At 41.6% G+C, this 19,467-nt stretch carries 16 protein-coding genes; 2 read left to right on the top strand and 14 right to left on the bottom strand.

The features are described 5' to 3' along the window. Positions 1-7 precede the first annotated feature (7 nt). The 14 genes from leuD to fabR form a co-directional block, all read right to left on the bottom strand. Entirely contained in the window at positions 8-607 is a 600-nt protein-coding gene (gene leuD / locus MTP24_RS00790) for a 3-isopropylmalate dehydratase small subunit (RefSeq protein ID WP_004589386.1), read from the bottom strand. Continuing rightward, positions 607-2,007, bottom strand: coding sequence for a 3-isopropylmalate dehydratase large subunit (gene leuC / locus MTP24_RS00785; RefSeq protein ID WP_243532324.1), 1,401 nt, complete (start codon positions 2,005-2,007; stop codon positions 607-609). Before leuC ends, leuD begins: the two co-directional genes overlap by 1 nt. A gap of 54 nt (positions 2,008-2,061) precedes the next feature. Next, positions 2,062-3,138, bottom strand: a complete 1,077-nt coding sequence (gene leuB / locus MTP24_RS00780; protein ID WP_006793757.1) for a 3-isopropylmalate dehydrogenase — start codon at positions 3,136-3,138, stop codon at positions 2,062-2,064. Further along, complete coding sequence (gene leuA, locus MTP24_RS00775) at positions 3,135-4,688, bottom strand: 2-isopropylmalate synthase (RefSeq protein WP_010557777.1); 1,554 nt, start codon at positions 4,686-4,688, stop codon at positions 3,135-3,137. Before leuA ends, leuB begins: the two co-directional genes overlap by 4 nt. Before the next feature lie 590 nt (positions 4,689-5,278). Then, positions 5,279-6,349, bottom strand: a complete 1,071-nt coding sequence (locus MTP24_RS00770) for a hypothetical protein (protein WP_243532322.1) — start codon at positions 6,347-6,349, stop codon at positions 5,279-5,281. Positions 6,350-6,416: 67 nt separating this feature from the next. Beyond that, the gene (locus MTP24_RS00765) at positions 6,417-11,087 is read right to left on the bottom strand and encodes an OmpA family protein (protein ID WP_243532319.1); all 4,671 of its coding nucleotides are present in this window, start codon (positions 11,085-11,087) and stop codon (positions 6,417-6,419) included. After that, the gene (locus MTP24_RS00760) at positions 11,087-12,208 is read right to left on the bottom strand and encodes a hypothetical protein (protein ID WP_243532317.1); all 1,122 of its coding nucleotides are present in this window, start codon (positions 12,206-12,208) and stop codon (positions 11,087-11,089) included. The genes MTP24_RS00765 and MTP24_RS00760 overlap by 1 nt, the downstream gene beginning before the upstream one ends. Next, positions 12,208-12,525, bottom strand: coding sequence for a hypothetical protein (locus MTP24_RS00755; RefSeq protein WP_243532314.1), 318 nt, complete (start codon positions 12,523-12,525; stop codon positions 12,208-12,210). The genes MTP24_RS00760 and MTP24_RS00755 overlap by 1 nt, the downstream gene beginning before the upstream one ends. After that, complete coding sequence (locus MTP24_RS00750) at positions 12,522-12,674, bottom strand: hypothetical protein (RefSeq protein ID WP_243532312.1); 153 nt, start codon at positions 12,672-12,674, stop codon at positions 12,522-12,524. The genes MTP24_RS00755 and MTP24_RS00750 overlap by 4 nt, the downstream gene beginning before the upstream one ends. Then, the gene (locus tag MTP24_RS00745; RefSeq protein WP_243532310.1) at positions 12,674-13,654 is read right to left on the bottom strand and encodes a hypothetical protein; all 981 of its coding nucleotides are present in this window, start codon (positions 13,652-13,654) and stop codon (positions 12,674-12,676) included. The genes MTP24_RS00750 and MTP24_RS00745 overlap by 1 nt, the downstream gene beginning before the upstream one ends. Positions 13,655-13,727: 73 nt before the next feature. Further along, positions 13,728-14,114, bottom strand: a complete 387-nt coding sequence (locus MTP24_RS00740; RefSeq protein WP_243532308.1) for a hypothetical protein — start codon at positions 14,112-14,114, stop codon at positions 13,728-13,730. Position 14,115: 1 nt separating this feature from the next. Then, positions 14,116-14,772, bottom strand: a complete 657-nt coding sequence (locus tag MTP24_RS00735) for a peptidoglycan-binding protein (RefSeq protein ID WP_243532306.1) — start codon at positions 14,770-14,772, stop codon at positions 14,116-14,118. Between the two features lie 9 nt (positions 14,773-14,781). After that, positions 14,782-15,969, bottom strand: a complete 1,188-nt coding sequence (locus MTP24_RS00730) for a hypothetical protein (RefSeq protein ID WP_243532304.1) — start codon at positions 15,967-15,969, stop codon at positions 14,782-14,784. 131 nt (positions 15,970-16,100) lie between these two features. Continuing rightward, a complete protein-coding gene (gene fabR, locus MTP24_RS00725; protein ID WP_006793750.1) occupies positions 16,101-16,718 on the bottom strand; it encodes an HTH-type transcriptional repressor FabR in 618 nt (205 codons plus the stop codon). Positions 16,719-16,844: 126 nt separating this feature from the next. On the opposite strand from fabR, the gene MTP24_RS00720 reads away from it, so the two are divergent. Both MTP24_RS00720 and sthA read left to right on the top strand, forming a co-directional pair. Next, positions 16,845-17,978, top strand: coding sequence for a fatty acid desaturase (locus MTP24_RS00720; RefSeq protein ID WP_006793749.1), 1,134 nt, complete (start codon positions 16,845-16,847; stop codon positions 17,976-17,978). A 13-nt stretch (positions 17,979-17,991) separates the two neighbouring features. Then, positions 17,992-19,422, top strand: a complete 1,431-nt coding sequence (gene sthA, locus MTP24_RS00715; RefSeq protein ID WP_010557785.1) for a Si-specific NAD(P)(+) transhydrogenase — start codon at positions 17,992-17,994, stop codon at positions 19,420-19,422. Positions 19,423-19,467: the final 45 nt, after the last annotated feature.

The following is a 19,467-nucleotide window of genomic DNA, read 5'->3' as shown; positions in this document are numbered from 1 at the left end:
GCTTTTTTTACTGCCAAGGGCGCTCAGCAGCAAGTTGTTTTTCAAACGCATCAATTTGTGGATTTAGCGTTTCGGTCACACCAATAAAATCTAAGCCACTTAATAAACGCTCTTTTACGTCTTTACGAATATCAAAACTAATTGGCGCAAACTTATCGCTTGTTAGTGTTTGGTTTTCAAGATCGATTTGAATGTTTATATCGTCGTGTTGCTCACTAAGTACAAACAATTGTTCAAGCGTATCAGCTGGTAGGGCAATGGCTAGCATTTGGTTGTTGCCACAGTTATTAAAGAAAATATCTGCAAAGCTTTCCGCTAAAATTACTTCAAAACCATATTGCTTAAGCGCCCACGGTGCATGCTCACGTGATGAGCCACAACCAAAGTTGTCACGCGTTAATAATATTTGCGCACCTTGGTAGCATGGGCGGTTTAAAATAAAATCAGGATTTGGTTCGCCGTTTTCTAGGTAACGCCAATCGTAAAACAGTGCTGCATCAAAACCATCACGGCTAGTTGATGTTAAAAACTGCTTAGGAATAATTTGGTCTGTATCAACATTGTTTTTATCAAGTGGGGCCATTAAGCCACTAAAAAATACGCTCATTAGGCTTCTCCTCTTATATCAACAAAGTGACCATGTATTGCAGCGGCTGCCGCCATTGCAGGGCTTACTAAATGTGTACGTCCGCCACGACCTTGGCGACCTTCAAAGTTACGGTTAGACGTAGATGCACAGCGTTTGCCCGCCTCTAAGCGGTCGTCGTTCATTGCTAAACACATTGAACAGCCCGGCTCGCGCCACTCAAAACCTGCCGCTTTAAAAATATCGGCTAAGCCTTCGTCTTCGGCTTGCTTTTTAACAAGACCAGAGCCCGGTACAATTAATGCCTCTATGCCAGCTACTACTTGCTTGCCTTCAACAATTTTTGCCGCGGCACGTAAATCTTCAATACGGCTATTAGTACAAGAGCCAATAAAGACTGTATCTACTTTCGCGCTTGATAATTTATCGCCCGCTTTTAAATCCATGTATCTAAGTGCGCTGCGAATAGCGTCGGCTTTAATTAAATCTGGCTCTTGGTCTGGATCTGGTATGCATTCATCAACACCAATTACTTGCTCTGGGCTTGTACCCCAGGTAATTTGTGGCTGAATGTCGTCAGCTTCAAGCTCAACAACTAAATCAAAGTGTGCACCTTCATCTGTTTTTAATTTTTCCCAATATTCAACTGCTGCGTCAAAGTCAGCGCCTTTTGGTGCAAACGGACGACCTTTTAAGTAATCATACGTAATTTGGTCAGATGCTATTAAACCCGCTTTAGCACCCATTTCTATGCTCATGTTACATAGCGTCATACGGGCTTCCATTGAAAGTGCTTCAATGCCTTCACCGCAAAATTCAGCAACATAACCTGTGCCACCAGCGGTACCTAACTTGCCTATAACCGCCATAATTAAATCTTTAGAAGTTACCGTTGGGCGAAGCACACCGTTAATTTGAATTTTTAACGATTTTGCCTTTTTTTGCTGTAGCGTTTGCGTTGCTAATACATGCTCAACCTCAGAGGTACCAATACCATGTGCTAATGCGCCAAACGCACCATGCGTAGAAGTATGGCTATCACCACATACAATGGTAGTGCCAGGCAGCGTAATACCTTGCTCTGGGCCCATTACATGCACAATACCTTGGTTAATTGAGTTTAAATCGTAAAGTACAATGCCAAACTCTTTACAGTTCGCATCTAGCGCCATTAACTGGTTTTTAGAGACTTCGCTTGCGGCATCAAGTGATCGGCTTTTAGTCGATACATTATGATCCATCGTTGCAAAGGTTTTTTCTGGGCAACGCACCGTACGGTTTTTTTCACGTAAGCCTGCAAAAGCCTGTGGTGATGTCACCTCGTGTACTAAATGGCGGTCAATATAAAGTAAATCAGTTTGCTCGTTTATGCTGGCAACGGTGTGTGCTTGCCAAATTTTGTCGTATAACGTTTGGGCCACTTGCTAATTCCCTACTTTGTTAAGTCGCAGCATAACGGTGCTGCGATTTATATATTAAATACGTGAAACGATGGCAGCTGCCACATCGCTTGTGCTGTATCCACCTTGTGGGTAGATATCTGGCGTGCCAACGCCTGCTTCTACGGCTTCTGCTACTGCTTTTTCAATCGTACGCGCAGCTTCGTCTTGCCCTAGCGAGTAGCGTAGCATTAATGCGGCACTTAAAATTTGTGCTATTGGGTTTGCAACGCCTTTACCTGCAATATCTGGTGCTGAACCGCCTGCTGGCTCATACAATCCAAAACCCGATTGATTCAAGCTTGCCGATGGTAATAAGCCCATTGAGCCTGTGATCATCGCACACTCATCTGACAAAATATCACCAAATAAGTTATCGCAAAGTAGCACGTCAAACTGGCTAGGCTGTTTAACTAATTGCATAGCTGCGTTATCTACGTATATGTAATCTAGGCTGACTTCTGGGTAGTCTTTACTTACTTCAGTGACTACTTCGCGCCATAATACGCTTGATGCAAGTACGTTGGCTTTATCAACAGAGGTAACATGGTTACTACGTAATTTTGCTGCTTCAAAAGCAAAGCGGGCAATGCGTTCAATTTCTTTTCGCGAGTAGTTTTGCGTATCAAAGGCAAACTCTTCTTCGCCTTCGCCACCTCGCCCTTTTTCACCAAAGTAAATGCCGCCGGTAAGCTCGCGTACGCATAAAATATCAAAGCCTTTTTCGCTAATATCGGCACGTAATGGCGACGCTGCACTTAATGCTGGTAATAACTGTGCTGGGCGTAAGTTACAAAACAAACCAAAGTGCTTACGAAGCGGTAAAAGCGATGCACGCTCAGGCTGCTCGTTTGGTGGAAGGTTTTCCCACTTAGGGCCACCTACTGAGCCAAATAAAATGGCATCGGCGTTTTCACACGCGCTTAGTGTTTTTGGTGGTAATGCTTCACCAAATTCATCAATGGCTGCACCACCAATAGCATGATGCTCGCGGTTTAGAGTAAAACCAAACTTATTGCTCACAGCATCAAGTACTTGCTCTGCTGCTGCCATTACTTCTGGGCCAATACCGTCGCCTGCTAATACGGCAACGCTGTAGTTTGTTTTACTCATCCTGCTTTCCTTTGTTGTTTTAAATCAGACACTTTTTGTGCACGATAAATTAAGTTGTAAACACGGATCATGGCGCGTACCGACGCTTCTACCACATCCGCAGCAATACCCGCACCGTGATAAGGGCGACCATCGTATTTAGCAATAATGTTTACTTGGCCTAGCGAGCTTGCGCCTTGGCCTGTCGCTTCTAAGTTGTATTCAATCATTTCAACGCTCATACCGGTTAAGCGCTCAATAGCTGCAAACGACGCCTCTACTGGGCCATTACCTGTTGCGGCTTCTTGTTTAACTTCGCCATCAATCACCATACCAATAGTAGAGCTGGCTACCGATTGCGAGTTAGACGCTGAGTTAACAAACTCTAACTGGTATTTTTCATCTTTGTCGTTAATTTGATTTAGGTAAATCATGGCTTCAAGGTCGTAGTCGTACACCGTGCCTTTTTGATCAGCTAGGGCTAAAAAGCTTTCGTATAGGCTGTCCATATCGTAGTCCGCTTTTTGATACCCTAACTCTTCTAAGCGGTGCTCAATAACATGACGCCCCGAACGCGAAGTCATGTTTAATTGGTTGTTTGGTACGCCTACGCTTTCTGGCGACATTATTTCGTACGTATTTTGTGCTTTTAGTACGCCATCTTGGTGAATGCCCGAGCTATGTGCAAAGGCGTTTTCGCCCACAATGGCTTTATTTGGCTGCACTGGCATATTACAAATTTTTGCCACTTGGCGAGATGCGCGATAAATTTCTTCGCTTTTAATATCGGTGTGAACTTTTAAGTGGTCTTTGCGCATTTTCATGATCATCGCCACTTCTTCAAGCGAGCAGTTACCCGCACGCTCACCAATACCATTTATTGTACATTCAATCTGGCGAGCACCCGCTTGTACCGCGGCTACCGAGTTAGCGACAGCTAAACCTAAATCGTTGTGGCAATGCACACTTAAGCGTGCTTTATCAATATTTGGCACGTTATTCATTAAATGGCGGATCATTGCAGCGTATTCGTCTGGCGTTACAAAGCCAACAGTGTCGGGTAAGTTAATAGTAGAGGCACCCGCGTTAATGGCCTGCTCAACAATTTTACATAAATCCCAGTGCGGCGTGCGCCCTGCATCTTCACACGAAAACTCCACATCGTCTGTGTAGTTGCGCGCTAATTTAATTGATTTAACCGCCATGGCCGTTGCATCATCTAGGCTCATACGTAATTTATGTTCAAGGTGCAAAGGGCTTGTGGCAATAAAAGTATGAATACGGCTTTGCTGTGCTGTGCGAAGTGCCTCACCACAGGCTTCAATATCTTTTGCTACTGAACGTGCTAAGCCACAAATAATTGGGCCTTTTACTTCAGTTGCAATTCGTTGCACCGAGCGAAAGTCAGCAGGGCTGGATACCGGAAAACCCACTTCCATCACATCAACATTCAAACGGCTAATAGTATGCGCTAACTGAATTTTATCATCTTCAGTAAGGCTTGCCTTAAGTGCCTGCTCGCCATCACGTAAAGTGGTATCAAAAATCCATACTTTATCTTTGTCTTGCATAACTGCCCCTCATTCCTATGTTACCCAAATTTCAATTTATCCCAGCCGCGAGATAAAAAAAACCCCGCAATTGCGGGGTTTTTAATGTTCAACTCAATGCAAACACACTAATCCCCGCTTACTTGCCATAGCAGTAAGAGGTTAAGTTTTAGTGTAATTAAACGAATATTTTGCATCTTGTTTCTTGTGTGTGTGTTCAGTGAGGCCTATTTTTAACATTACAGAGAGATCGAAGCAAGCATAAATATTCCACAAAACACCTCCAAAACACAACCACAAAGAAAATATAAACTAAAAAATCGCAAATAATAAGATTAAAAATACCAAACACGCTTCTTGTCACCATAATTAAATCGGCTTTAAAGTGATCCCCGATTAGATAAGTTTTGTCACTTTTATTTAAGTTTATAAAGTAATCACATGTTTAATGATTAAAAAGTGCCATTACCACTTTATGGCCGAAGACCCGAAATGATTTGAGCCATATTGAACCTACTTTCACATCAATGGAATCGGTTTATTATTTTCAACATATCCAGTTAGTAAATAAACAAGTGGGCTGGCACTTCCTTTGCTCATGTCATGCATAATTAGTTACTCTGTGCTTTTTGGTTGGTAATAGCAATAGGCGCTATGCTTCTAAGCCCCCACATTCTCATTTCTTTAGTGCGTATTACCTGCTGTTCACCGGTTAAAATATTAGTTTGGGTAATAATACTATAAGTAACTGGCTTGTTATTTTCATCAACTTCACCTCTAGGGTTATAGCCAAATTTAAGGGTAACATCTTCATCAAGTGAAAAGATTACGCCATTTCCCTCCCCTTTTTCTGAGTGCTCTATTTCAGGGTTTGCAATATTCACCCAATGAAAGTGGGCTTTCGGTCTAGCGTGGGTCATAAACGCTAAATACTTGCCATCGGGCGAAATTCGATGGTTTTTCATTCTCCACTTACGTGGAAAACCAAAATTAACTTTGCGAACCACTTCACCATTAAACTTATGTATCCAAAAGCCATCGTGCTTTATGGCTAAAAATTCTTTATCTCCCGGGAGTAAAAAAGCAGCGCCGCTGTGATGAATTTGTGGCCGTGGGGTTAGCTCCCCTGTTGGTATATGGTAATTAAAGTTTTTACCATCTGAGTAAAAAATGACGTTTTCACTGTCTGAGGTCCAATTAAACCAAGGGTAGCCGCCTCCGCCTGACATGGTAATTAGCTTTTTCTCTTTAGTATCGTATAACTGGCGAGTTGCTCTATCATTTATATAACCCGAAATAGCAATATAACGGTTATCTGGTGAGCGTGCTGGTGGATGCAATCCCGCAGGCTCCATTTGGGTAAATATTTTCTCAGGAATAATTCGGCGCCTATCTGAGCCATCTAACCGTGATGACCACAGTGTGCGCACGTCACTGCCTTTATATTTATTCCAAAACATTAGCCGCGGGGTTGAAAATGTATCTGCATCACCATACACCTCTTCGCGTATTTCGAGTGGCCACTCTGGATGGTTTTTGTGCTCTTTAGCCCATGGGTATTTAGCAACATCAACGGCTGTTGTGTTTGTTATACTTTGCGATGAGGGCTCTGAGCAACCAGTTAAAAACACAATTAAACTGAAAACTAATATAAAAACACAGTGCCTTTTTGGCGAAAACATTTAAATATCCTTTTTAAAAAACTCAATAAAAAAGCCCAAGTTAATGGGCTTTTTTTGTATATTGTGGCTAATCACTTATTTTACGTACATTGATTGCCTCTATACGCGCTTCATATAAGCTGTTTGAATGTGTTTCAAACCACTCTTTAACTTCATCAACAGTCATGTCATTGGAGCTATAAAAGTCTTTTTGATAATCACTCAAGTGGGGCTCGAGTTTGTTATAGCGTTTACTCTTCATGGCTTTAGACCATGGCACGTTGCTGGTTATCGATTTCGGTAACTCCACCTCTAGACCAAAGCCATGGCTGTATGTATCGTCTAAAAACAAACCATCAACAGTACTAAAGTCGGCAACGCTTATTCCTGAATTACCAGCCGTTCTAAATTCTTTAAAACATATTTTAGGTGATTCATCAACCGAGCCATTAGCGTTTATGTCCACGTTACCGAAAGGGCGAATACCTTTTACGGTATTACCTTTAGGGGTTTTATAATCCAGTTTAAAACGTGCGACATACAAATGTTTTTTCTCAGTTTGGCCTTGCTTGTCTAACTCAGCTTTTTTGTTATGCCAATTAAACAACGAGAGTACCTCTGGAGTATCATCTTTTAAAAATGAGATAAAATCGCGAAGTTGAAATTGCTCTTTAACTTTACGTCGTCTTGTTAGTTTATAGTGATTACCACGTATTTTGCCTCTGTTAAAACCACCTGTTAGAGAACGCTCAATTTCACCAATATTAATTAAATTACTGGGATAAGTAGGTCCTTGCAACTCACTGTCTTTGAGCCAACTTGACGAAATACCCGCCATACTTAAAGAGCACGGAATAGTATTGGGGTTAAGGTTGATCAGGTCTTTGCTGTAATTATCTTCAAGTAACTTATCAGCGGTTACCACGACAAACACTTCTATTTCAGTATCCCAATCATATTTTTTAATTTTAAGGCTATTACCGTGGCGAGTGATGGTAAGGTTGTTTTTATTTTCACTTGCCCAAAGCTCGCGCTTATACAGCTCTTCATTAATAGTTTTTTTGTAAGGTCCCTCTAAATACTCATTGTTTAAATTCGCTAATGAGATAAATGGCGCGCCTTTGCCCCCAATTCTAATTGCCATAGTAACGGTTTTCTCACCATCAAATAACTCAGGGTAGGCAAAGCTTGAATCATAGCTTGTTAGGTAGTCTTTAATTAACATGGAGCTGTGCTTTTCTTTATCAACACTCACTAAAAAGTCGTCTTCAATAAAACTAAATACCCCATCAAACTCAACAGGGCCTTGTGCAGGTGTTTGTTGAAGCGGTAAATCTTCACTCTTAGTGCCAGCCACTTGGCACGTGATTCTATAGCGCATATTATTTAGCCGACCAGAGTCAGCATAGTCATCTGCGCTATTAATCCCGGGTAATAAAAAAGCTCCTTGGTGTGCGGTTGGCTTTATGCCTAAATACGTTTTAGGCCCAAGTTGATAAAATGGCTGAAATACACACCCAACCATCCCTATATAGCGCGATTCATCAAAACCGTCTTGATTTATAAACAGCTCATCTTTGGTCAACGCACGTGCAAGCTCTGAATACTTAATGCTGGTCACATCCCAGCCATCGATACGCTCCACTTCAAATGTGAGTGGTGCTATATGGGCCATTTTTTCATCAAACACTACCAGCACTCTAACCGGCGTAAATGGTGTAATTGATTCATCCCCTAAATCACTCATTAAGTGCCATTTTTTGGTATTAACATCTTGGTAATACATCACACTACAATGATAGTTTGCCTCACCGTATTGCATCATTAAGGGGTCAAAAGTATCAATAAAGTTGTCAAGCTCATTAGTGCCTAAAGTATGAATCGGAAAATACTTTTGATACTGTGTTTGTAAGTAACCTTGCAATGAAGACACTGGCGCTTTAGACATCATATAAAACCCAAGCGCAGGGCTAACCATGCCTATCAAACTTGATGTTGCTCTTTTATCGTCCATTACTTGTACGTGGTTTTCGTATAACGTTTTACGATTACTTGCGGCGGTTAATTTAAAGTCTTGGTTTACACCGTAGGTTAATTGATACTCCTGCTCAGCGGCACCAGAGCTTTTCATTTTATTTACGTTTTCAACTAAGTTAACCCAAAACGTATCCATTTTTATTACCGCGTTATCTATTAGCGGATATGCCCACTCATCGCCGAGTAAAAAGTTTTCAATATACGCTTGAATCTCTAATTTTCTTGCATTGTTAATGTAGTCTTCTTTGGTGCTTGCATACACTTGCGCTCTCAGTAGTAAACCCACTAAACCCGCAATGGCTTCAGCTCTTACTCTGTATTGCGCCGCCCACAAAGTACTATTAGCAATGGTGTGGTTACTGTTCATCTCTGTTACTAAATCACGCATCAGTGCTTGGTTGGCGCTACTTCGTTCGCTTTGCTGTTTTTGCCTATCATCAACTGCTAAATATTGTTTGCATATATTATCTGTCATTACTTCATCAGCTAATGCAGCAACGCCACGAGTAACAACAGGCGCTGCGTCTACCACAGCTTTAAAAAAACCAATTGAGCGTGCCGCAAGCGCGGTATGAGGTATTACACTTAATACCGCAAGCGCAGTGTCAAGCGCCGCCATTAATGCTTTGTCGCCCTCTTTTGAGCGTGCGATTTTTTTCTCAACACTTAAGCTACGGTAACGTTCTAAATTATTCAGCCCCTCACGTGAGACACTTACAGCAAGGCTACTGACAATATAAGCCTTAAGGCTTACCCGCCGGTTAATTGCCCGTTGGCTTTCTGAATCGTTATCAACCAAGTTCTCAAGCATGCCGTACCCATATACCCGCATGCGAGATTCAACTTGGTTAGAATCCATACCGCGGCTAATCATCTGCTCAGCCAAAATACTTTTAACAGCCTCAGCGCGCCTTAAAGACAGTTTTTTATTATATTCAACGCCTCCGATATCACAGGTATACCCCGAAATATCAACCATTGCATTAGGGTTTGCGAGCAGCCCTTCAACAATAATTTGGCTACGCGATATTATTTCATTTTGGTACTGCTCACTCACAACGTCACTATCAAGTTCAAACTGGCTTTGAATAACTACATCGTGGCTTACTTCGCGCTCGCTTAAACGGGCAAAATAATCATCAGCTACTCTTTTATAATGATTAACACTAGTGTTTAAAGTGTTTTTCGCCTTACCAAAGTACGATATGGTCGCCTCACTAAACGCGCTAATACTTACAGCTAAATCAACGGTATTGATAGACTTATCTAATACGTTGAGTACGCGCGCAGGCACACCTAACGTATCACCGAAGGTATTATTGAATTGCCGTTCCTGATTATCAGTTAAACCACCGTTAGCTAAACTAAAAGGTAAGAAGTATTTGCTTAATGCATCGCTTGTTGTCAGGTCACTGGGGTTAATTAACGCCTCCCTCATTTTAGCCCACGCATCAACACCGCTATCAAGTGCAAAGGTAGCATCAAGCATTGCCGATACTGCAGGGTCTTGGTTAGTTTGAAAGTGGGTATGCAGCGTTTTAGCAACTAACTTGGCAAATTTCCCTCGGTTATCATGGTGTACGCCATCGGCATCAACATATTGCTGCATGTCGGCAACTAAAAAGCCCGCAGCAAGGCTGGCGCGGGTTTTAGTTAACTCCCAATTTGTACAGTAATCTAAAAAGCCACTGGCAATTGCCGTGGGTTTGCTATTCGGCATTTTGGCATCGGGCGAGCCATATTCAGGCAAGCCTTTTTTTGGCTCATTAGGGTCAAAAGCAGCAGGGGCAGAGGCCGTGTTTTTTGCAAAGTTAATTAAATGGGGGTAATAACTCGGAAACTGCTTAATCAGTGACTCTTCAACTGAAATTGGGTCGCAGTTAACAATATCAAACTCACCGGCTTCATTTTGAATATCAAAATGTAACATTTCGCTGAGTTCGTAATAAGGGGTGCCATGTTCATCATAACTAAGAGCGTTTTGGCTCCAATAGGAGTGCAGATCCTCAAGCTCTACTTTATTTAAATAGATCCTAATTTTATATAGTCCTGCACTTAATTTTTGGTCACTGCTATTAATTATAGCGGTGTAGACTTTGCTATCAGCTCCTAGTTCATCCTCCGTATTAAAAAAACCTATAATTGGCCTTTCAGTACCTTTGATTACCTCAACATTACCAGCGCCGGCCGCTAACGGAATAGAGCGATTTACACTCAGCAACAGCGCCCGTGTTTTGGGTATCACATAACCATAAATATGGCTTACCTTGCATTTAATAATGTGCTCGTTATACCAATCGCTGTAAGTTTTATCTTTACTATTAATATCAGGGCGCTTTAAATCCTCAACTGCAATTTTTGTGTAGCTCAGGGTATTGGTCTTCCCCTTATAACTTCCTAGTTGAGTTTTAAACGCCTCAAACCACTCATCACCTTGGCTTGCCGCTAACAAGCTTATCGCATCTACCGGCGGCACAATAATAGGTCGGGTTTTATGGGCATGAAACGGTGTTCGTGTTGTTAACTGCTTGCCATCAACAGCCTCAAGCACGGCGCCTTCATCACTGCTTAATATTATTGGTGCAGCTCCATCACTATCAGCCACCACCACACGGTTAAACAGCGGAGTGAGCTTACTGATTGGCTTACCTTCATTCACATAGCCAGTGAGTAAATACGCTTTAGGGAAGCTACATATTCCTGTATTCAATTGCTCTGTCATTATTCATCCTTGATATTAAACACGCCAAAAATATATATTGACCCAATTCCCCAAATACCACATTCCTTTAAGGGTGTTTTTCTCTTTTTTTGAGTAAGTAAATCTGTTTCTACAATATAGTCATCAAAATAGAATCGACCATTCGGCTTCATCTCCTCCGTTGACCTTATCGTTTCAATATACATTACTTTATTTTTTTTATCTGAGAAAAAATATGTATATCTATCATAGTCTAATATAATACGCTTACTGGGGTCTGATAAGTTAATCCAGTAATTTTTAGGGTATCCAAGTCCCTCTGATAAAAAAGAAATATAATCGCCGAAAGGCGATACTTTTAAATACTGCATACTAAATTGAGTGTTAAAACCTAAATCGACTTTTTCTATCACATCGCCATTAAAATCATGCAACCAATACTCATTTTTTTTATGTGCTAAAAAGGTTTTACCATCTGGCAATAAATACAAGCCATTAGAGTAAATGATTGGCCGCTCAGTGAGTGTTTTAGTGGGTACGTGGTAGTTATAATGTTTACCACTGGTGTAAAAAATTACATTTTCACTGTCTTTGGTCCAATTAAAATGGGCATAGCCATAGCCTTTGCTCATTAAAATAAACTGTTGGGTTTTAGTATCCCACAGCTCGCGGGTAAAGCCGTGCTCTGTTGTATCCATAGACAAGGCAATATAACGGTTATCTGGCGAGCGCTTGGGTGTGTGGCTACCAATAAGCCCCCTACCTTCAAAGGCAGCTTCGGGGATAATGCGGCGCCTATCAGAGCCATCCATCCGTGCTGAGAACAGCGTTTTCCTTTTCATCCATTCGACTTTCGCGTTAAATAAAATACGCGGGGTTGAAAATATTTCTTCATCGCCATACACCTCGTCGCGCACCTCTTTAGGCCACTCAGGGTGGTATGTATGCCGATATGCTCTTTTATCTTTACTAAATCGGCTTGGTTGCTCTTCAGTAATTTGTTTTGCAGGTGGATTAGGCTCCTCACCACAGCCAGTTAATAGCAATGTAGCGACACTTAGTAACATTATTACTGCACGGCGTGAAAATGACTTAGTTAACAGCGGCGTTATTGGTGAGTTTTTTACTGAGATTAATGACATCAATAGTCCTTGATTGTACGGTGTAAATTGGCCGTAGAAGCAGCATTGCTGAGCTTAAGAAGCTTAAGAAGCTTAAGATAAATAGTTTTATGAGTATGAAACGGTGTGCGTGTTGTTAACTGTTTGTCATCAACAGTTTCTAACACCGCACCTTCATCACTACTTAATAGTATTGGTGTGGCTTCATTGCTATCAGCCACCACCACACGGTTAAACAGTGGAGTGAGCTTACTGATTGGCTCCCCCCCATTAACATAACCCGTGAGTAAATACGCTTTAGGAAAACTAGATTGCCCTTTATCAAATTGCTCTGTCATTGTTCATCCTTGATATTAAACACGCCAAAAATACGCAAAGTTCCCATGCCCCAAATATTACTTTCTTTAAGCGGTATTTCTTTTTCTTGCTTAGTGATTAAATCCAATTCAATAAAGTAATAATCAGGGTATGGGCGGCCGTCCCCCATTAGCTCTGTCGAATCTCTTGATGCGGGACTAAACACTTTATTTTTTTATTTGAGAAAAAAAACGTCCCTGCTTTCCTTGGTAGTATAATGCGCTTACTCGGATCTGATAAATTAATCCAGTAATTTTTAGGGTATCCAAGTCCCTCTGATACAAAATAAATATAATCACCGAAGGGGGATACTTTTAAATACTTCATAGTAAATTGAGTATTAAAGCCTAAATCGACCTTCTCTATCACATCGCCATTAAAGTCATGTAACCAATATTTATTTTTTTTATCGGCTAAAAAAGTTTTGCCGTCTGGTAATAAATACAAGCCATTAGAGTAAATAATTGGCCGCTCAGTGAGCTTTTTTGTAGGCACATGGAAGTTATAATGCTTTCCACTGGCGTAAAAAATCACATTTTCACTGTCTTTAGTCCAATTAAAATGGGCATGCCCATAACCTTCACTCATTAAAATAAACTGTTGGGTTTTGGTATCCCACAGCTCGCGGGTAAAACCGTGCTCTGTTGTATCCATAGATAAAGCAATGTACCGGTTATCAGGAGAGCGCTTTGGCGTGTGGCTACCAATAAGCCCTCTACCTTCAAAGGCAGCTTCTGGGATAATGCGGCGCCTATCAGAGCCATCCATCCGTGCTGAGAACAGCGTTTTCCTTTTCATCCATTCGACTTTCGCGTTAAATAAAATACGCGGGGTTGAAAATGTTTTTTTATCGCCATACACCTCGTCGCGCACCTCTTTAGGCCACTCAGGATGATATGTATGCCGATATGCTCTTTTATCTTTACTAAATCGACTGGGTTGCTCTTCAGCAACTTGTTTAGCAGGTGGATTAGGCTCCTCACCACAGCCAGTTAATAGCAATGTAGCGACACTTAATAACATTATTACTGCAAGGCGTAAAAATGACTTAGTTAACAGCGGCGTTAAAAACGGTTTGTATCGGGCTGTGTTTTTTGAGATTAATGACATGGGTAATCCTAGTATATGCGGTGTGAATTCATCAATGGATTTATATCTTAAGCCTATGTTATTTATAATAAATTCATTCATCATCTATATTAATGCTTGGCATTAATTCTGCTTGCGGTGTTTGACCACTGAGCTGTGCGTAAGGCACTCGTTCAAAGATATAAAAAGGCTCAGCCCCGTCATTAGGATCTTGTAATAAATTAAATGTACCTTCTGTAGGGATTTTTTTAAACGTGAGCCGAACCCAATCTGTATCTACAATACGTCGTTCACCGACAGGGCATTCTTGGCGCCAGCTGCTTTCCACATGTTCTAAAATAATTTTCTCATTGAGCGGGTTTATTGGTTTAGCCGATGATTTAGTTAAATTTAACTGGTATGCAAAGGTGATTTTTGGCTCTGTAATATACTTTTTATTTATATTATTTATCTGCATGGGCGAACACTGTGAAATATTCATTTTAGCTCCCAAATACTTGCTGTAATTTTGCTTTGGTTTTTGCCCCTGCAATTCCATCTACTTCGAGATCATGCTCGTATTGAAAATCCCTCACTCCCGCTTTGGTTTTTGAGCCGTTAATTCCATCAACTGTACCACAGTCAAAGCCTAATAAATTACAGCGAGCTTGTACGCCTGAAAGGGTATCGATGGGATCTAAATGACCAACTTGTGCGGTAAAACTTTCACTTGGTGAGCTTTGATCTTCCTTGAGGTATAAATCAACCTGCCCAGTGAGTGAATCATTTTCGTTTAACTCAACTTCTATTAAGCCATTGCTTGGTAATACAGTGTCTATTGTTTGGCTACCAATAGTAATTACGATGCGCTTACCCGTAATATCGTCGCCATCTTCATGAATAACTTGCAGGCGAAAGTATTCTTTTTCGTTTTGTACAACAAAGCTATTAATGCTGTTGGTGCGCAGCGGTATGAACTTTTCTTTTTTTGGCGGAATCGTAATTTTATCGCCCGGGTAAATTAAGTTTGGGTCTGGGCGTAGGGCTTTAAACTCTGCATTGCTTGGGTGGTTGTAAAGTGCTTTAGATGTTTGGTAGCCGTATTGCTTTGCTATGCGCAATAGCGTTTCACCTTGGGCTACGGTGTGTTGTTGGGTCATTGTATATCCTTAAACTTTACCTACAGACCAATCTTCGCTGTCGAGTTCAAAAAAGCTGACTTTAGCATTTTCAAAGTCGGGGCCTGATACGTTGGCATAGCCGTTTTGATCAAGCTGCCCGGTAATAATGTGGCCGTTGCGTAGGCGTATTTTGTAGCCCATGTTAGCTTGTGGCTCGCCAGCTTCGTCGAGTAGTTCTATTTCGTAGGCTAAAGTGGGTTGTTCAACTGTAAATGTGGTGGTGTCGGTTGCGCCACTGGCCGTTACCGTAACATTATAAATACCCGGTTTTACTTCAGCGTAGTGCTGCCAAAACGAGACTTCGTCGGGGCGTTTTTTTTCTAGTTGTAGCGTTATTTGCCCACTAGTTGGCCCTTGCCACTGAATAACTACACTGCGGCTGTTACTGCATGAGCCTTCAATATTAAGTTTCCAACCATTGGGGACTGTTAAGCTTGTGCCTGCTTTTGCAGGTTTGCGTTCGCTATAGCCTAAGTTGTAATCGTAAATTAAGTTGGCATTTTTATAGCCGGTATATTGCTGTGCGAGTTGCTCTACGGTTTCGGCGGCGCTAAGTACGTGAGTTGTAAAATTTTGCCTAACTGTGTGCGATGCTTTTAATAGCATTGTGCTGTTTAGCTCTGGCTTATAAATGCGTATAGCGGGGGTATACTGCTGCGCAGGGCGAGGTTTTTTTGTTGTTTTAGCCTTATAGCTTTGCTGGTTTATATACTGTGGCGTATTTTGCGCCGCTGCTTGGCTATTAATAAATGCAGGTGTATTAGGGGCTATAACCCCTTTATTAGTAAAGTTATTACTTTGTAGCGCTGCTTGCGATGATGCTATTGAGCCATTATTAATTGCGCCTGAGTATTTTGTGGGTGCTTGAGTTTGTTTTGGATAAATAGCAACACGCGTACTTGCTTGTTTGTAAGCCGAATACGACACTTTTTGCCACTCTTTATTTTTTACCCAGTATTGGCTGCGTGTATCGTCGCGCAGGCAAGCAGCTTGGTACTTGTCTACCACACCAAATAAATTACTTTGTAATTTGCTCTGTAGTACTTTTGGCAGTTGGCAAAATTGAGCACGGCTCAAATGAGAGAATGTAACCACGGGCTGAGAGTTTTCAAGCTCGTCATGTGGTTGTTCAAACAATGGGGGGTAATTTAAGTTCACCGGATCCTTGGTGAGCATTTGCATCCTCGCTTTCTCTTTGTAAGAGAGTTATTTATTTTTTACTGTCTAGGTAACGCGCTGCTTTTACAACGCGTAATATAATGAAATTAGAACAATAAATCTACAATGTTTTATGTAAATAATTTAAATTAGTCAGCCTTTTCTCTTACATAATGGGTTGCACCACGCGTTATGTAACGCAGCTGCCAAATAACACGCTCAACAAGTTCGTCAAGTTGTTGGCCTTCTATATCTAATGCTTCAGCGCCGGCATTAAATACCAGTGTTACCATGGCTTCTGATTGAATGTAGGCGTGCATGGCGTCGCACTTGGTTTCGCTTTCTAAATAGTGGGCAAGCTCTAAAATAAAGTGTTTGATTTCGCGTGCGACTGCGGCTCTAAACGCCTTAGATGTGCCAGAGCGCTCACGCAGTAATAACCTAAATTGGTTGCTTGAGCTGTCTATAAATTCCATAAACGTAACAACCGAGGTGTTGATTACACTGCCACCGTCGTTTGCTATGCGTCTGCGGGCTTGGCGCATTAGCTGGCGAAGGGTTAAACCGGCTTCATCTACCATGGTTAAACCTAGCTCGTTCATGTCTTTAAAATGGCGATAAAACGAGGTGGGCGCAATGCCGGCTTCGCGGGCTACTTCGCGTAAACTTAAATTCGAAAAGCTGTGATCTGCACTTAGCTGATTAAATGCCGCCTGAATTAAGGCTTGTCGTGTTTTTTGTTTCTGTTGCGCTCTAACACCCGACATCAACAACTCCCTGAATAATTTTATATTAATATTTAGTGATAATAGCTCAATTCCCCAGTCTAATACTTGACGGCGAGAGTTTGAAATACTATTTTAGCTTACAGTTGTACGCTGAGATTGAGAATGATGAATAAACCACCGATTATCTGGACAAACGTCCTATTTTTTAGCCTTACCTTTTTAGCGGCTATCACACTTGTTCCTTGGTATGGCATTAGCTACGGATTTACCAGCGCACATTGGATTGCTTTTGTAGCCTGTATGTTTTTTGCGGGCCTATCTATCACAGCCGGTTACCACCGTTTATGGGCACATAAAACATATAATGCTCATCCTGCTGTTGAATTTATTTTTGCCCTTGGCGGTGCGTTTGCGTTGCAAAACAGCGCTTTGCACTGGAGTAGCGATCACCGTATACACCATGGCCAAGTTGACGACCCAATAAAAGACCCTTACGCCGCAACCAATGGCTTTTGGTACAGCCACATTGGCTGGATGTTACGTGACTACCAAGGCGATAGCTACGGTGATTACAGTAATTGTCGTGATTTACAGCGTAATAAAATCGTTATGTGGCAACACAAGCACTACCTAAAACTAGTTATTGCGATGAATGTTGGCCTACCATTAGTACTTGGTTTATTAGTGGGCGACGTATGGGGTATGCTTATTTTAGCGGGTTTACTGCGTTTAGTATTAAGCCAACACTTTACCTTTTTTATTAACTCGGTGGCTCACATATGGGGTTCGCGCCCATACACTGAAAAAAATACCGCACGCGATAATGGCTTTTTAGCGTTATTTACTTATGGCGAGGGTTACCATAACTTTCATCATATTTTTGCAAGTGATTACCGTAATGGGATTAAGTGGTTTCATTATGACCCCACTAAATGGATGATTCGCTCTTTAGCTGCTGTTGGTTTAGCCAGTAAATTAAAGCGTACCCCTGTTGAGCGCATAGAAAAAGCCAAAGCCGATACGCTTATGAGCAAAACGCAAACACGCCTTGCAAAATTGCCTTTAGCGCAAGATAGGCTTACATTATTACAACAAGAATACGATTTATTGCTGAAAAAACTGCAGACTTATTGTTCACTTCAAAAACAAGTTTTAGAAGTTAAAAAAAATAATATGGCAAAGCAGTGTGAACGTTCAGCTTTAATGGCACAATATCACGAGCTGGAAGCCGCCTGGGAAAATCAAAAGCAGGCATGGCTAGCACTTAATGCGAGGTTATTAAAAGCCTCTTTTAATTAATTTAGGAGTGGCTGTGGCCAAACAACCAGAACAGAAAAAAGCACCCGTAAGTTTCCAATATGACGCAATAATTATTGGTACGGGCCCTGGCGGTGAAGGCACCGCCATGAACCTTTCGAAAAACAACAAAAAAGTAGCGGTTATAGAGCGCCAAGAAACAGTCGGCGGCGGTTGTGTGCATTGGGGAACTATCCCTTCTAAGGCATTACGTCACTCGGTTAGCCGCTATATTGAATACAAAGCCAACCCGTTGTTTAATATTGGTGAACGCCCGAGTCGTTTAACGTTTCCTGATATTTTACGTCACGCAAGTTCGGTTATTTCTAAGCAGTCTAATTTGCGTAGCAGCTTTTACGATCGTAATCGTATTCATATGTTTCAAGGTGATGCGAGCTTTGTTGATAAACACACTGTTGAAGTAAAACGTCTTGACGGTTCAACCGAGCGTATTACTGCAAAAACAATTGTTATTGCTACGGGCTCTCGCCCTTACCGCCCACCTGAAGTTGATTTTAGCCATTCTCGTATTTACGAGAGCGATACTATTTTAGGCCTTGAGCACGACCCTCAGCGCGTACTTATATACGGCGCAGGGGTTATTGGCTGTGAGTATGCTTCTATTTTTAAAGGTTTAGGCGCTAAAGTTGATTTAGTGAATACTCGCGACCGTTTACTTGCCTTTATGGATGCTGAAATATCTGATGCACTTAGCTACCACTTTTGGAATAGCGGCATTGTTATTCGTCATAACGAAGAGTTTGATCGTGTAGAAACGCGCGACGATTGCGTTGTTATGCATTTAAAATCGGGCAAGCGTGTAAAGGCTGACTGTATTTTATTTGCGAATGGCCGCACAGGTAACACTGACACACTTAACCTTGAAGCCATTGGCTTAAAAGCCGACGGCCGTGGGCAAATAAAAGTAAACGAAACCTACCAAACTGAGGTTGAAAACGTTTATGCGGTAGGCGATGTAATTGGCTACCCAAGCCTAGCTAGTGCTGCGTTTGACCAAGGCCGTATTGCAGCTGATGCAATAGCCTGTGGTAACTGTGATGATAAGTTAATTATTGATATCCCAGCGGGTATTTATACCATTCCAGAAATGAGTTCCGTGGGCAAAACAGAGCAAGAACTAACCGCTGCTAAAGTACCTTACGAAGTAGGCCGCGCTCAGTTTAAACACCTTGCACGCGCGCAAATTGCAGGTACTGAAGTAGGTAGTTTGAAAATATTGTTCCACACCGAAACCAAAGAAGTACTTGGGGTACATTGCTTTGGCGAACGTGCCTCTGAAATTGTTCACATTGGCCAAGCCATTATGGAGCAAAAAAATGGTGGCAATAATATCGACTACTTTGTAAATACCACATTTAACTACCCAACTATGGCAGAAGCCTATCGAGTTGCAGCATTAAATGGTTTAAATCGCTTGTTTAAGTAAGCACTTTAAAGCGTATAAACAAAAAGCCCGCTGTTAAGCGGGCTT

Origin of the sequence: Pseudoalteromonas sp. APM04, from assembly GCF_022809815.1 — a bacterium.
Classification (GTDB): domain Bacteria; phylum Pseudomonadota; class Gammaproteobacteria; order Enterobacterales; family Alteromonadaceae; genus Pseudoalteromonas; species Pseudoalteromonas marina.
The sequence above is the reverse complement of the archived record's forward strand: the minus strand, read 5'-3'. Positions and strand labels throughout refer to the sequence as shown.

Excerpts from the sequence above, each read along its gene's own strand:
- leuD (WP_004589386.1), bottom strand. The coding sequence starts at position 607 with ATGAGCGTATTTTTTAGTGGCTTAATGGCCCCACTTGATAAAAACAAT.
- leuB (WP_006793757.1), bottom strand. The coding sequence starts at position 3,138 with ATGAGTAAAACAAACTACAGCGTTGCCGTATTAGCAGGCGACGGTATT.
- leuA (WP_010557777.1), bottom strand. The coding sequence starts at position 4,688 with ATGCAAGACAAAGATAAAGTATGGATTTTTGATACCACTTTACGTGAT.
- MTP24_RS00770 (WP_243532322.1), bottom strand. The coding sequence starts at position 6,349 with ATGTTTTCGCCAAAAAGGCACTGTGTTTTTATATTAGTTTTCAGTTTA.
- MTP24_RS00765 (WP_243532319.1), bottom strand. The coding sequence starts at position 11,087 with ATGACAGAGCAATTGAATACAGGAATATGTAGCTTCCCTAAAGCGTAT.
- MTP24_RS00760 (WP_243532317.1), bottom strand. The coding sequence starts at position 12,208 with ATGTCATTAATCTCAGTAAAAAACTCACCAATAACGCCGCTGTTAACT.
- MTP24_RS00755 (WP_243532314.1), bottom strand. The coding sequence starts at position 12,525 with ATGACAGAGCAATTTGATAAAGGGCAATCTAGTTTTCCTAAAGCGTAT.
- MTP24_RS00750 (WP_243532312.1), bottom strand. The coding sequence starts at position 12,674 with ATGGGGGACGGCCGCCCATACCCTGATTATTACTTTATTGAATTGGAT.
- MTP24_RS00745 (WP_243532310.1), bottom strand. The coding sequence starts at position 13,654 with ATGTCATTAATCTCAAAAAACACAGCCCGATACAAACCGTTTTTAACG.
- MTP24_RS00740 (WP_243532308.1), bottom strand. The coding sequence starts at position 14,114 with ATGAATATTTCACAGTGTTCGCCCATGCAGATAAATAATATAAATAAA.
- MTP24_RS00735 (WP_243532306.1), bottom strand. The coding sequence starts at position 14,772 with ATGACCCAACAACACACCGTAGCCCAAGGTGAAACGCTATTGCGCATA.
- MTP24_RS00730 (WP_243532304.1), bottom strand. The coding sequence starts at position 15,969 with ATGCTCACCAAGGATCCGGTGAACTTAAATTACCCCCCATTGTTTGAA.
- fabR (WP_006793750.1), bottom strand. The coding sequence starts at position 16,718 with ATGTCGGGTGTTAGAGCGCAACAGAAACAAAAAACACGACAAGCCTTA.
- MTP24_RS00720 (WP_006793749.1), top strand. The coding sequence starts at position 16,845 with ATGAATAAACCACCGATTATCTGGACAAACGTCCTATTTTTTAGCCTT.